The sequence below is a fragment of the Pseudomonas sp. LBUM1663 genome, from assembly GCF_059695905.1.
Genome location: NZ_CP166792.1, coordinates 3155305 through 3168758, shown reverse-complemented (window position 1 = coordinate 3168758; position 13454 = coordinate 3155305). Strand labels below are relative to the sequence as shown.

At 60.7% G+C, this 13454-nt stretch carries 11 protein-coding genes; 6 read left to right on the top strand and 5 right to left on the bottom strand.

Features of this window, described 5'->3' with window-relative positions:
* Nucleotides 1-3: 3 nt before the first annotated feature.
* The 4 genes from ACA075_RS14475 to ACA075_RS14460 all read right to left on the bottom strand — a co-directional run bounded on the left by ACA075_RS14475 (nt 4) and on the right by ACA075_RS14460 (nt 4815).
* Entirely contained in the window at nt 4-735 is a 732-nt protein-coding gene (locus tag ACA075_RS14475; RefSeq protein WP_497299062.1) for a hypothetical protein, read from the bottom strand.
* Complete coding sequence (locus ACA075_RS14470; RefSeq protein ID WP_497299061.1) at nt 732-1820, bottom strand: AI-2E family transporter; 1089 nt, start codon at nt 1818-1820, stop codon at nt 732-734. Before ACA075_RS14470 ends, ACA075_RS14475 begins: the two co-directional genes overlap by 4 nt.
* Nucleotides 1821-1898: 78 nt before the next feature.
* Complete coding sequence (locus ACA075_RS14465) at nt 1899-2534, bottom strand: response regulator transcription factor (RefSeq protein WP_094467474.1); 636 nt, start codon at nt 2532-2534, stop codon at nt 1899-1901.
* 4 nt (nt 2535-2538) lie between these two features.
* The gene (locus ACA075_RS14460; protein ID WP_497299060.1) at nt 2539-4815 is read right to left on the bottom strand and encodes a PAS domain-containing sensor histidine kinase; all 2277 of its coding nucleotides are present in this window, start codon (nt 4813-4815) and stop codon (nt 2539-2541) included.
* 230 nt (nt 4816-5045) lie between these two features.
* On the opposite strand from ACA075_RS14460, the gene ACA075_RS14455 reads away from it, so the two are divergent.
* From ACA075_RS14455 to phaR, 6 genes are all read left to right on the top strand, one after another.
* Nucleotides 5046-6668, top strand: coding sequence for an acyl-CoA synthetase (locus ACA075_RS14455; RefSeq protein ID WP_497299059.1), 1623 nt, complete (start codon nt 5046-5048; stop codon nt 6666-6668).
* 114 nt (nt 6669-6782) lie between these two features.
* Entirely contained in the window at nt 6783-7109 is a 327-nt protein-coding gene (locus ACA075_RS14450) for a DUF485 domain-containing protein (RefSeq protein ID WP_497299058.1), read from the top strand.
* A complete protein-coding gene (locus tag ACA075_RS14445; protein WP_497299057.1) occupies nt 7109-8779 on the top strand; it encodes a cation acetate symporter in 1671 nt (556 codons plus the stop codon). Before ACA075_RS14450 ends, ACA075_RS14445 begins: the two co-directional genes overlap by 1 nt.
* 63 nt (nt 8780-8842) lie before the next feature.
* Nucleotides 8843-10615: an acyl-CoA dehydrogenase C-terminal domain-containing protein gene (locus tag ACA075_RS14440; RefSeq protein ID WP_497299056.1), complete on the top strand. Its 1773-nt coding sequence runs from the start codon at nt 8843-8845 to the stop codon at nt 10613-10615.
* A gap of 128 nt (nt 10616-10743) precedes the next feature.
* A complete protein-coding gene (locus ACA075_RS14435; protein ID WP_497299055.1) occupies nt 10744-12012 on the top strand; it encodes an OprD family porin in 1269 nt (422 codons plus the stop codon).
* A 233-nt stretch (nt 12013-12245) separates the two neighbouring features.
* Nucleotides 12246-12767, top strand: coding sequence for a polyhydroxyalkanoate synthesis repressor PhaR (phaR, locus tag ACA075_RS14430; protein ID WP_497299054.1), 522 nt, complete (start codon nt 12246-12248; stop codon nt 12765-12767).
* 38 nt (nt 12768-12805) lie between these two features.
* On the opposite strand, the gene phaP is transcribed toward phaR, so the two are convergent.
* Nucleotides 12806-13375 (bottom strand): TIGR01841 family phasin, encoded by a 570-nt coding sequence (phaP, locus tag ACA075_RS14425; RefSeq protein ID WP_497299053.1) that lies wholly within the window; start codon nt 13373-13375, stop codon nt 12806-12808.
* Between the last annotated feature and the right edge of the window lie 79 nt (nt 13376-13454).

Genomic DNA, 13454 nt, shown 5'->3' with positions numbered 1-13454 from the left:
GCATCAGAAATAGCCGATTTCGCTGATATCGATGGCCACCAGCAAGGCATCCATGTCGGCCTGACCGTCCTTCCCGCGTCGGTAGGCACGACGCTTGCCGGGCATGCGCAGCCCGTCAGCCTCGATGTAGTCAGACACGTACTGGGCGGCAGGCATACCACCACTGACGTCTACGTTGTAGTCGTGTCGTCTCAGCAGGAAGTCTTGGCCGAAGTAGAAATCCTGTTCGGCGCAGTGCGTGGCGATGCGCTCGGGAAAGCGCACCCGCAAACGGCGCCAGTGCTGTGCGCCTTCCAGCCAGGGGTCGATTTCCTCGGTCACCACTTCTGGCCATGTGAACAGGAAAGGCATGGTCAGGTAGGACCAGAGCGCATAGCCGTTGAAGTAGGCGCGATGCAGTGGATCCCACGGGGTGTTTTCGGTGTGGTCGCGGAAGGATTCCCTGGGCGCCTGGCGCTCGGCGATCACCTGCCCGTCGGTGGTTTCGATGGCGATTCTGTCGGGTGTGTACGCCGTCCGCTTGTCGGGCCCGCCGAAGGGGGTCACCGAGGCTTTCTGTTCGTGCAGCCAAACGGTCATCTGGCGGGGTGCGCTGTCTTGGGTCAGCCCTTTCGCGCCCCAGAGCGAGCCACCGGTCACGAGGGTGCCGCGCACGGTATTGAAGCTGTTCCAGCGGTCCAGACCACCATGGGCGATCAGCACCTGATCCAGCAGTTGATGATCCTGCGCATTCACAGTGGCGGCCCTCCTGTTTCCAATGGTCGATCCTGCACCCACTGCCAGAATAATTGATAGCCGACGGCAAGGACCACCGGCCCGATGAACAGCCCGATGATGCCGCTGGTGACCATGCCGCCCAAAGCGCCAATCAGCACCACCGGCATCGGCACATCGACACCGCGCCCCAGCAACAAGGGTTTGAGGACGTTGTCCACCAGGCCGGCAATGAACACATAGATGGCGAAAATAATGGTCACGGTGCTGGCGCCTTCGGTGGCAAAGACGAAGCCAATCACCGGCAGCGTAATCAGCGTCACCGGCAACTGCATGATGCCGAGCAGCAGCACCGCCAGGGCCAGCAGACCGGCACCGGGCACGCCCTTGAGAACAAAACCGAGGCCCACCAGCAGCATCTGGATGAACGCGATGCCGACTACGCCCAGCGCCACCGCCCGGATGGTGGCAGTGCACAGTTCGGCGATTTTCGGCCCCCGGGCCGGACCGCTGACTCGCGAGGCAATTTGGACTGCGGCGCGGCTGCCGCCTTCGCCATGGGCCATGAAAATACCGGCAATGATCAAGGCAAAGATGAACGTCAGGAAACCCATGCCAACGCCCGCGAGTTTGCCCAACAGGCCCAGGCTGACGTGTTTGATTTGCGGTACGTATTTCGCGGTCAGGTCGGGAAGATCGGTGGAGGCTTGAAGCCACAGATCAGAGAGTGGCTGGCCCACCACCGGCCAACTGGCGATTGACTCGGCCGGCGGCGGAATGTGAAAGCCGCCGCCCTTGACGGCTTCCATCGCCCGTTCGACCGAATCGGCAATCGAGGTGCCCAGCAGGTAGATCGGCACCATCAGGATGACAATGGCTATCAGAATGATCAGCGTCGCGACGTGCCCTGGTTTGTGGCTCCCCCTGAGTCGATCTTGCAGCGGATAGAGGGTAATCGCCAGGATCAGCGACCACAGCATCAAGTCGCGGAACGGGCTGAAGATTTCGAAACAAAAAAGCACCAGAACCGCGATCAACCCGGCGCGAATCAGTACATCGAGCAGGGTGAGGGTGAGCGTTTTCTCGGTAAAGGGCGTGGGCTCCACGGATGCCTCCTTGCAGATCACTGCAACGGTAGCGGATCGGTTAGCCCAGCATAGACGTTCAATACCCGGCGCGAGGCCTCAACGCAGTTTCAGTGGATCTACCAGTCCGGCAGCAATAGCCATGCCCACCAGGTCCGGCAGGGTGTTGGCCTGCATGCGCTTCATCACGCGCGAGCGATACAGGTCGACGGTTTTTGCGCTGACCCCCAGTTGCTCGGCGATTTCCCGGGTGGTGTAACCCTGCACCAGCGGCAGCAAGACATCGCGCTCGCGGGGGGTCAGTGTCAGCAAACGGGCCTGCAAGGCGTCATGGCCCTGATTGCCCGAACGGTTGGCCGCGCAGTTGCTCAGCGCCTGTTGCACGCTGTCCAGCAACAACTGCTCGTTATAGGGTTTCTCGATGAAGTCATGGGCGCCGGCCTTGAACGCACGCACCACGATGGGCACATCGGCGTGGCCACTGACGAAGATGATCGGCAGGTTCAGCTCCCGAGCGCGCATTTCTTCCTGCACGTTCAACCCGCCCATGCCGGGCATGCGCACATCCAGCAGCACGCAGGCGTCGAGCGTGGCATCACAGGCACTGAGAAACTCCACACCACTGGTAAACGGCAAAGCCTTGAGCCCGACCGATTCCAGCAGCCAGACCGTTGAATCGAGCATGCCCTGGTCATCATCGACCACATACACCACGTGCTCCGTCACACCTGCCATTGCATTATTCCTGTTGTTGTTTTGTTGGGCCGGCAAGCGGCAAGCGGCAACCCATCAGCAGCCCGACCGGTTGGCGCCGGGCCTGCAATTCACCGCCGAAACCTTCGATGATGCTGCGGCTCATGGACAAGCCAAGGCCCAGGCCATCGGCCTTGCTGGTATAGAACGGGGTAAAGATCTGTTCCAGTTCGGGCTCGCTGACGCCCGGCCCCTGGTCTTGCACGCGGATTTCCACGGTTGCACCACCGCCCTGCTCCGCCGTCATCACGATCAGCGAGGGCTGCCCCGGATGTTGTTCGCGGTTGGCGTCGATGGCATTGCGCAACAGATTGAGCAGCACCTGCTCCAGCAACACCCGGTCGGCATAAACGGGCGGCAGATTATCCGGCAGTCGATCCTCGATTGTCACTTGGCAATTGCTCGCCTCCCAGGCACACAAACGCACGGCCTCACGGGCGACATCGGTAAAATTCAGCGCCTGCATGCGCCGCTGGCCTTTGCGCAGAAACGCCCGTAACCGCTTGATCACTTCCGAGGCATGGGTGGCGTGAAGGGTGATGCGTTGCAGCCCTTGGGCCACTCGTTCGGCGGCCTGCGGGTTGGAATCGAGAGTCTGTAGATAGCGCTGGCTGGCATTGGCGTAATTGACCACGGCGGCCAACGGCTGGTTGATTTCGTGGGCAATGCCCGAGGCCAGCTCGCCCAGCGTGACCAGCCGTGCGGTGTGCGCCAGTTCGTCTTGATGGCGGCGCTGTTGCACCTCGCGCAACTCACGCTCGGTCATGTCCCGCGCCACCAGTGAGTAATAGCGCTCGCCGCCGGCCGAACGGTGCGCCAGCAGCACCAGCGACACCGGCACTGAAGTACCGCCACCGGGGGGCTGCAACCGTGCATCGGTGCTCCACACGCCGTCGCGTTCAGCGCTGCTCCAGCCATCACGTTGAAGGCGCGTCAGGTCAGCGTTGGCGAATAACTGCGCCAGGGCCGGCATCGGTTGTTGCTCGTCGATATCGAGGATGCGCCGTGCGGCCGGGTTGAGGTACGTGACTTGCCCGTCAGGGTCGATGAACAACACCGGATCGGTGTTGGCCTCGACCACTTCCGCCAGGCGCCGCTTGTTCTCTTCGGCCTGCACCCGGGCCGTGATGTCCCTAGACACGCTGACCACCTCGACCACCGCGCCGGTGTAGGTTTCACGAATCGCCCGGCTGGCGGTTTCAAACCACAGGTAATGCCCAGCACGGTGGCGAATGCGGTACGTCATGGTGTGATAACCGTCCTGCTCCAGCGCGTCCCGCGCACGCTGCACCAGGTTGGCGAGGTCCTGGCCGTGGAACAGACCCTGGGCCATTTGTCCGCGTAGTTCTTCGGGCCAGTAGCCAAGCAATGTCCAGGATGCCGGCGAGGCATCGAGAAAACGCCCGTCCGGGGTGTGCCGGGAAATCAGGTCGGTGGTGTTCTCGATGATCAGCCGATACAACCGGCGTGCCGTGGCGGCTTCGCGTTCGGCCAGCACTTGTACCGTGGCGTCGCGGCATCGGGCGAGCACGCGGTTGTCCTGGGGGTCGGGGATAAATGTCCAGATCAGAATCTGCGCCTCGAACTGAGCTTCGACCCCTTCGATAGCGCGCTGCTGGTCGAGGCAGGCGCGCACCAACACGCGGTGATTGACCGGCAGAAAACCCAGCACGTCCGTCAACGGCTTTTCCGCGAGCAAGGCCAGCAGCGCCGCGTTGAACTCCAGCGGCCGGCCCTGTGCATCGAGCAACAGACTCGGTTGCGGATCGTGGCCCAACAGCGGTGAACCCCGCAGCATGCCGTTGACGCTACTGAGCAAGGTGGTCAGCAAATCCTGGACCCAGCCCAGCCAGTCGAGGCTCACACCGTCACAGACTTCCACCAGCAAGAGACCTGCCTGCCCCGCCTGCAAGGCCAGATCAAACACCTGGCCATGGCTGATGGCAGCGCGGCGCAATCGGCCGGACAGCCAGCAATCGAGTTGCCGGACCTGGGCCAGGTCCAGGCGCCCGGTCTCGCCCAGCCGATCAAACAGCAGTTGATCGCTGGCCAGCGACGGATCGCCCAGCCCCGGCGGGAAATGCTGGGCGGCGCCTTCGTGGCTGTAAATGCGCGCTGTGGGTTGCCAGCTCAGGTAAACCGCCCGCCGCACCTCGGGACATTCCTGTAACGCACGGCACAACGCATCCGCACGAGCGGCCAGGGACACGCCCTCGCGTTGCAGGCGCAACCAGCTGTGCAATCGAACGGGAGTCAGGGTCATCACAGGTCCGCGTTGTCGGGGGAGCCAAGAATATACCGGCGCCAGAGGTATAGCCGCACTCATTTGGAATCAGAAGAATCAAATATAGTATAACTACTATACTGCGTAGGTTGTACTTCCATACGCATGGCAGATTGTTATATAAAGCAGACCGGACATAAAGGATGGCCTCAGCGGCTACGCTGAACAGGCCATCCATAGAGCTAACAATCAGCCACCGAGTACCCGTCATGTCGATCTATGAACAAGGGCTAGGCCCTTCGGCTGTCAATCACATTGCTTTGTCGCCGCTCAGCTTCATCGAGCGCACTGCCAGCGTTTACCCCCACTACCCGGCCGTGATCCACGGTTCGATCCGTCGTACCTGGGCGCAGACTTACACCCGTTGCCGGCGTCTGGCTTCGGCGCTGGCCGGTCGTGGCATTGGCAAGAACGACACGGTGGCGGTGATGCTGCCCAACATTCCCGAGATGCTTGAAGTGCATTTCGGCGTGCCGATGATCGGTGCGGTACTCAACCCGCTCAATGTGCGCCTCGATGCCGAAGCCATTGCCTTCATGCTGCAGCACGGTGAAGCCAAGGTGCTGATCACCGACCGCGAATTCCATGACGTGATTCACGCGGCCATCGGCATGCTCGATCACCCACCGCTGGTCATCGACGTCAATGACCCGGAATACGGTGAAGGCCAGGCCGTCAGCGATCTGGACTATGAAGCGCTACTGGCCGAAGGCGATCCGGATTACGCTTGGCAATGGCCGGATAGCGAGTGGCAAGCCATCTCGCTGAACTACACGTCCGGCACCACCGGCAACCCCAAAGGCGTGGTTTATCACCATCGCGGCGCGTACCTGAACTCACTGGGCAACCAGATGACCTGGGCCATGGGCAACCATCCGGTGTACCTCTGGACACTGCCGATGTTCCACTGCAACGGTTGGTGCTACCCGTGGATCATCACCGCCATGGCCGGTGTGCATGTGTTCCTGCGCCGGGTCGATCCGCAGAAAATCCTCACGCTGATCCGCGAGCACCAGATCACGCACCTGTGTGCTGCGCCTATTGTGCTCAATGCATTGGTCAACATGCCGGAATCGGCAAAAGCGGCCATCGACCACCCGGTCAACGCCATGGTTGCCGGTGCTGCACCGCCCGCCAAAGTCATCGGCGCCGTGGAAGAAATGGGCATCAAGGTCACCCATGTCTATGGTCTGACCGAAACCTACGGTCCGGTGACGCTTTGCGCCTGGCATGCCGAATGGGATGAGTTACCGCTGGATGAACGGGCGCAAATCAAGTCCCGTCAGGGCGTGCGCTACCCGACGCTCGAAGGCGTGATGGTCGGCGACTCTAAGACGCTGGAACCCACCCCGCGGGACGGTCAGACCATCGGTGAGATCTTCATGCGCGGCAACACCGTGATGAAGGGCTACCTGAAAAACCCGACCGCCACGGCCGAAGCGTTCGAAGGCGGCTGGTTCCACACCGGTGACTTGGCGGTGTGTCATCCCGATGGTTATGTCGAGATCAAGGACCGACTCAAGGACATCATCATTTCCGGTGGCGAGAACATTTCCACCATCGAACTGGAAGGCGTGCTGTATCGCCATCCGGGTGTGATGGAAGCGGCTGTGGTCGCCCGTCCCGATGAAAAATGGGGAGAAACGCCTTGTGCGTTCATCACCTTGAAGGCTGACCACCAGGACGTTCGCGAGGCCGACATCATCAGTTTCTGCCGCGAGCATCTGGCGGGTTTCAAAGTCCCGCGCACGGTGATCTTCACCCTGTTGCCGAAGACGTCCACCGGCAAGATCCAGAAGTACGTCCTGCGCGACAGGGCTAAAGCACTCTAACCCGAACTGACGTTTTACCCACCCGGCGGCAGGTGTTTTACCTGCCGCTTCGGGCTCGTGCACGCCGAATTCAGCCCCGTCAAAACGCCTATAACAACAAATGTGGAGCCACCCATGATCGACATCCATTCAACCGATACCCAACGTTGCGAGCGCATTCGGACCAATCCGAAGTTCCTGCAATTAGTCAGCAGCCGTTCGCGTTTGGCCTGGTCGCTGAGTGCCGCCGTGCTGGGCACTTACTACGCGTTCATGCTGGTGGTGGCGTTTGCCCCGCAATGGCTGCATGCGCCGCTCGCCGAACATCGGATGTTGACTCTGGGCATGCCGGTGGGCGCGGCGATCATCATTTTTTCCTGGTTGCTGACCGGTTGGTACGTCTACCGCGCCAACACGCGTTTCGATGCACTGGGCGCCGCCATTCTTGAGGAGAGCAAGTGATGAACCTGCTTCGTAAGCTCATCCTCGCCGCTGCCGGCCTGTTGCCGGCCTCCATCGTCCTCGCGGCCCCGACAATAGGCGCAGTGGAAAAACAACCGCTGAACCTGCATGCGATCGGCATGTTCTTCGTCTTCGTGCTGGGCACCCTGGCGATTACCTGGTGGGCCGCACGGCAAACCAAATCGACGTCGGACTTCTACACCGCGGGCGGTGGCATTACCGGGTTCCAGAACGGTCTGGCGATTGCCGGTGACTACATGTCCGCCGCCACGCTGCTGGGGCTGTCCAGCCTGGTGTTCGCCAAGGGCTACGATGGCTTCATCTACACCATCGGCTTCTTCGTCGGCTGGCCGATCATCACCTTCCTGATGGCCGAGCGTCTGCGCAACCTGGGTCGCTACACCTTCGCCGACATCGTTTCCTATCGACTGGACCAGAACAAGGTGCGGATTTTCGCCGCTTTCGGTTCGCTGACGGTGGTGTGCTGCTACCTGATCGTGCAGATGGTCGGGGCCGGTCAATTGATCAAATTGCTGTTCGGTCTCGATTACCCGGTTGCCGTGGTGATCGTCGGTGCGCTGATGCTGGTCTACGTCATCTTCGGCGGCATGATTGCCACCACGTGGGTGCAGATTATCAAGGCCGTGCTGTTGCTGGCCGGCGGCACCACCCTGGCGGTCATGGCCATGTCGCAGTTCGGTTTCAGCTACGAAACCCTCGCGGATAAAGCCGTCCAGGCCCACGCCAGCGGCTGGAACATTATGGGCCCAGGCTCGATGCTCGCCGACCCGATCAACACCGCCTCGATGTCGCTGGGCCTGGTGTTCGGGATCGCCGGTCTGCCGCACATTCTGATGCGCTTCTTCACTGTGCCTAACGCCAAGGAAGCGCGTAAGTCGGTGTTCTACGCCACAGGCTTTATCGGTTTCTTCTTCCTGGTTGTCTGCACCCTGGGCTTTGCCGCGATGGTCATCATCGGCACCGATCCGCAGTACTACGTCAACGGTGAAGTCGGCGGCGCCTTGATCGGCGGCGGCAACATGGTTGCCATGCACCTTGCCAAAGCAGTCGGTGGCAACCTGTTCTTCGGTTTCCTCTCGGCCGTGGCCTTCGCCACCATTCTGGCGGTAGTCTCCGGGCTGGCCCTGGCCGGTGCCTCGGCGATTTCCCATGACCTCTATGCCACGGTGTTCAAGAAAGGCAAAGCCAGCCAGAAACAGGAAATGCGCGTGACGCGCATGGCCACCGTAGGCCTGGGCATCATTGCGATTCTGCTGGGCATTCTGTTCGAGAAGATGAACGTCGCGTTTCTGGTGGGCCTGACCTTCGGCATCGCCGCGTCGACCAACTTTCCGGTGCTGATCATGGCCATGTACTGGAAAGGCCTGACCACCAAAGGCGCGATCCTCGGCGGTTTCGCCGGCCTGATCTGCGCACTGGTGCTGGTGGTCCTGTCGCCAGCGGTCTGGGTCACCGTGCTCGGTCACGCTCACGCGATCTTCCCCTATGACCACCCGGCGTTGTTCTCCATGCCGCTGGCGTTCTTCGTGATCGTGGTGGTGTCGAAGCTCGACCGCAGCGTGCGCGCCGACAAGGAACGTAATGCCTACGCCGACCAGTTCGTTCGTGCCCAGACCGGCCTCGGCGCCGCCAGCGCTTCCGCTCATTGATTGAAAGGGCACGGCCTGCCGTAACGGCGCCGTGCCCATCGCACACCTTTTGAGGTTCACGTTATGCCCGAATTCAACGCCCCGCTGCGCGACATGCGCTTCGTGCTGCATGAAGTGTTCGACGCCCCGGCCCTGTGGGCGCGCTTGCCGGCCCTGGCTGACAACGTCGACGCCGACACCGCTGACGCCATTCTTGAGGAAGCGGCGAAAGTCACCTCGCACCTGATTGCGCCGTTGAATCGCAGCGGCGACGAAGAAGGCGCCCAGTGGCTCGATGGCCAGGTCAGCACGCCGATCGGCTTCAAACAGGCTTATGCCACCTTCATTGAAGGCGGCTGGGTGGGCCTTTCCGGTAACGCCGATTTCGGCGGCATGGGTATGCCGAAAATGCTTGCCGTGCAATTCGAAGAAATGCTCTACGGCGCCAACTCAAGCTTCGCTCTGTATTCGGCATTGAGTTCCGGGGCTTGCCTGGCGCTGGATGCCCACGCCAGTGAAGCCTTGAAAAAACGCTACCTGCCGCCGATGTACGAAGGTCGCTGGGCCGGCTCGATGTGCCTGACCGAGGCCCACGCTGGCACTGACCTGGGGATCATCCGCACCCGCGCCGAACCCCGGGCCGACGGCAGTTTCAGCATCACCGGCAGCAAGATTTTCATCACCGGCGGTGATCAGGACCTGACTGAAAACATTGTGCATCTGGTGCTGGCCAAACTGCCGGACGCGCCTGCGGGGCCGAAAGGCATCTCGCTGTTTGTCGTGCCCAAGGTGCTGGTCAATGCCGACGGTTCCCTCGGTGATGCCAACGCCGTGAGCTGCGGTTCGATCGAACACAAGATGGGCATCAAGGCCTCGGCCACCTGCGTGATGAACTTCGACGGTGCCAGCGGTTGGCTGGTCGGCGAGGCCAACAAAGGCCTGGCGGCGATGTTCACCATGATGAATTACGAGCGCCTGTCCATCGGCATTCAGGGCATTGGCTGTGCTGAAGCGTCCTATCAGAGCGCCGTGGCGTATGCCCGTGAACGTGTGCAGAGCCGCGCCCCGACCGGTGCGATTGCCCCGGACAAAATGGCTGACCCGATCATCGTCCACCCGGATGTGCGCCGCATGCTGCTGAGCATGAAAGCCATGACCGAAGGTGGCCGTGCGTTTGCCAGTTATGTCGGGCAGCAACTCGATCTTGCGAAGTTTTCCGATGACGCCAAGGAGCGCGACAGCGCCCAGACCCTGGTCGCGCTGCTGACGCCAGTGGCCAAAGCGTTCTTCACCGACACCGGCCTGGAAAGCTGCATCAACGGCCAACAAGTCTTCGGCGGGCATGGCTACATCCGCGAATGGGGCCAGGAACAATTGGTCCGTGACGTGCGCATCGCGCAGATCTACGAAGGCACCAACGGTATTCAGGCGCTGGACCTGCTCGGTCGCAAGGTGCTGGCCGATAACGGCTTCGCGCTGCGTCAGTTCACTGGGGAGATCCGTCGTTTCGCCCATCAGCCCGACGCGCCCTACTCCGTGCAACTGTTCGATGCCGTGCAGCGTCTGGAAAACCTCAGCGACTGGCTGCAAGACCAGGCCGCGACCAATCGCAACGAAATCGGCGCCGCTTCGGTCGAGTATTTGCACCTGTTCGGTTACGTCGCCTACGCCTGGCTCTGGGCGCGCATGGCCCAGGTCGCGAAGAAAAAACTCAGCGACGACCCCACGTTCTATGGCGCGAAGATCGCCACCGCCGATTTCTACATCCGTCGCCTGCTCCCGCGCACATTGAGCCTGGAGCATTCCATTCTCGCCGGCAGCGCCTCGTTGTACGGCCTGAGCGCCGAACAGTTCTAACGATTGAACCGACGCGGCGCCACGCTCCTCTCGATTCGGTGTCCGCGTTTTTTTATTGATAAGCCCTCGCCTGTCTGGCGAGGGCCGCGGGACCTGTCTTTCCATAATAAAAACAAAGGGGCTTCACCATGGACCGCAACACCCGCACCCTCGCTACCCGACTGTTACTGGCTGGCGGCGTCATCAGCCTCTCGGCCCCCGCAGCTGCGGACTTTGTCAAAGACAGCAAGGCCAGTCTCGAGCTGCGCAACTTCTATTTCAACCGGGATTATCGCCAGGACAACGCCGCCCAATCCAAACAAGAGGAATGGGCCCAGGGTTTTCTGCTGCGCTATGAGTCGGGCTTCACCGACGGTTTGGTCGGTGTCGGTTTCGATGCCATTGGCCTGGTCGGCGTCAAGCTCGATTCGAGTCCTGACCGCGCCGGCTCCGGCCTGCTCAAACGCCATCGCGATACAAGCAAAGGCGCTCAGGACGAGTACGGCGAACTGGGATTGACCGCCAAACTGCGCGCCTCCAAAAGCACGCTGAAACTCGGCACGTTGCTGCCAAAACTGCCGACGGTACTGGCCAACGATTCACGACTGTTGCCACAAACCTTCAAGGGCGGTCAGTTGAACTCGCTGGAGATTGAAGGCTTGACCGTGGATGCCGGACGGCTGACCCAGGTCAATCAACGTGATTCTTCGGACTACGAGGACATGGGCATCACCCGGACCGGCGCCAAAGGCATCACCACGCGGCATCTCGACAGCGACAGCTTTGATTTCGCCAGCCTGAACTACAAATGGACCAGCAACCTCGCCACCGGCTACAGCTACGGTCACCTCGACAATTTCTACAGTCAGCACCTGGTGAACCTGACCTACGTGATGCCGGTGACGACGGGGCAATCGTTCAAGACAGACCTGCGCTTTGCCCGCTCCACGGATGATGGCGGCAGCAATGTCGACAACAACGCGATTGGCGCCATGTTCACCTACAGCCTCGGCGGGCATGCGTTGGGCCTCGGTTATCAAGGCATGAGCGGCGACACCGGCTACGCCTACATCAACGGCACCGATGCGTTTCTGGTCAACTTCGTGCAGATCGGTGACTTCGCCAGCAAGGACGAAAAGTCCTGGCAGGCACGTTACGACTACAACTTTGCGGCCATGGGCGTGCCGGGGCTGACCTTCATGACGCGCTATATCACTGGGGACAATATCGACCTGGGCGGCAACCGTCCCGAAGGCAAGGAATGGGAGCGTGATACCGACATTGGTTATGTCGTGCAGAGCGGTCCGCTGAAGAATGTCGGGGTGAAATGGCGTAATGCGACGGTGCGTTCGACCAACTTCGGCAGTGATCTGGATGAGAATCGCTTGATCGTCAGTTACACCTTGCCGATCTGGTAAAACTGCATAACGGCCACCACCGCTTCGCCAGCAAGCCGGCTCCTACAAGGTTTGTGTCGTTCATAAAACATCGGCATAGCCCGATTCTGTAGGAGCCGGCTTGCTGGCGAAGGGGCCTTCAATGACACCAGGAATGTCGGCCCCGACCTTTCTCTCCCCCCGACACCATCCCGCGGCAGTGGCCATAGTAGGTTAAGATGCGTGCAAACCAGGCTCGCCACGAGACGCCCCGCATGCCAGATAACAGTCGGAACACGCCCCGTCTGATCAAGAAATATCCCAATCGCCGACTGTATGACACCCACACCAGCAGTCATCTGACGCTGGCGGATGTGCGCCAATTGGTCGTCGATAAAGTTGCGTTTCAGGTGGTCGATGCCAAGAGCGGCGAAGACCTGACGCGCAGCATCCTGCTGCAAGTGATTCTGGAAGCCGAAAGCGGCGGAGAGCCGATCTTCACCAGCGAGATGCTGATGGGGATTATCCAGTTCTACGGTCCTTATCAGGGCGTGCTCGGCAGCTACCTGGACAAAAGCATCCAGACCGTCATCGACATCCAGTCGCAGACCGGCGCGCAATCGTCCGAAGCGTGGAGCGACTTCATGCATCAACAGGCTCCGGTCATGCAGGACCTGATGCGCCAGTATGTCGACCAGTCCAAGGCCTTGTACCTCAATACCCAGAACCTGTTCGGCATGTTTGGCGCCAAGCCCGCCACCGATAGCGGGACGAAAAAAAATGGCGATGGGGAATAAACCCATCGCCATTGTTTGTGCCGCTGGCCTGATATGACTTACTTGTTACCGCTGGTAGCCTTGGCGCCCGCTTCCGGTGCTGCTTTGGCGGCAGCGGCAGTGGCGGCGTCAAAATTGCTCTGAGCCACATCGGAAGCCTGTTTCACGGCTTTCTGTGCGCTTTCGAACACAGTACTGGCATTCGCCAGGCCCGACTTGAAGGCAGCCACGACTGGCTCGGAACCGGCCGGTGCATTCTTGCTGATCGATTCAACAAACTCATTCACTTGCTGGGTGCCCGCCTCGATCTGACTCGACGTCAGTTTGGCGATGTCCGATTGCGTGCCCACGATCAGCGCTTGAACCTGACGATTGAACTCGGCCAGACGTTCGCTCTGCGCGCTCGGCTGGGTGAACGACGCCTGCAAATCGGCAAAACCTTGTGGATCACGAACGGCCAGCAGCTTGCGCACGCCTTCGAAGTGCTCTTCGGTGGAGTCGCGCAGTGCCTTGAACTGCAACTGGCTCAGCTGTTCAACGCTGGCGAAGACTTTGCCGCTGATCTGCTGCAAAAGATCGAGGTTGGCTTTCTGAGCGGTTTGCAGTTTTTCCGAATTGAAAAAAGACATGCTTGAATCTCCTGGTACTGAAAGGCCCGGATGGACCTGAGGACGCGAAGCGATCCTGCCAGCCATCGCGTTAGGCTGA

Coding starts and splice junctions, on each gene's coding strand:
- ACA075_RS14460 (WP_497299060.1), bottom strand. CDS start 4,815: ATGACCCTGACTCCCGTTCGATTGCACAGCTGGTTGCGCCTGCAACGC.
- ACA075_RS14465 (WP_094467474.1), bottom strand. CDS start 2,534: ATGGCAGGTGTGACGGAGCACGTGGTGTATGTGGTCGATGATGACCAG.
- ACA075_RS14445 (WP_497299057.1), top strand. CDS start 7,109: ATGAACCTGCTTCGTAAGCTCATCCTCGCCGCTGCCGGCCTGTTGCCG.
- ACA075_RS14455 (WP_497299059.1), top strand. CDS start 5,046: ATGTCGATCTATGAACAAGGGCTAGGCCCTTCGGCTGTCAATCACATT.
- ACA075_RS14450 (WP_497299058.1), top strand. CDS start 6,783: ATGATCGACATCCATTCAACCGATACCCAACGTTGCGAGCGCATTCGG.
- ACA075_RS14435 (WP_497299055.1), top strand. CDS start 10,744: ATGGACCGCAACACCCGCACCCTCGCTACCCGACTGTTACTGGCTGGC.
- ACA075_RS14440 (WP_497299056.1), top strand. CDS start 8,843: ATGCCCGAATTCAACGCCCCGCTGCGCGACATGCGCTTCGTGCTGCAT.
- phaR (WP_497299054.1), top strand. CDS start 12,246: ATGCCAGATAACAGTCGGAACACGCCCCGTCTGATCAAGAAATATCCC.
- phaP (WP_497299053.1), bottom strand. CDS start 13,375: ATGTCTTTTTTCAATTCGGAAAAACTGCAAACCGCTCAGAAAGCCAAC.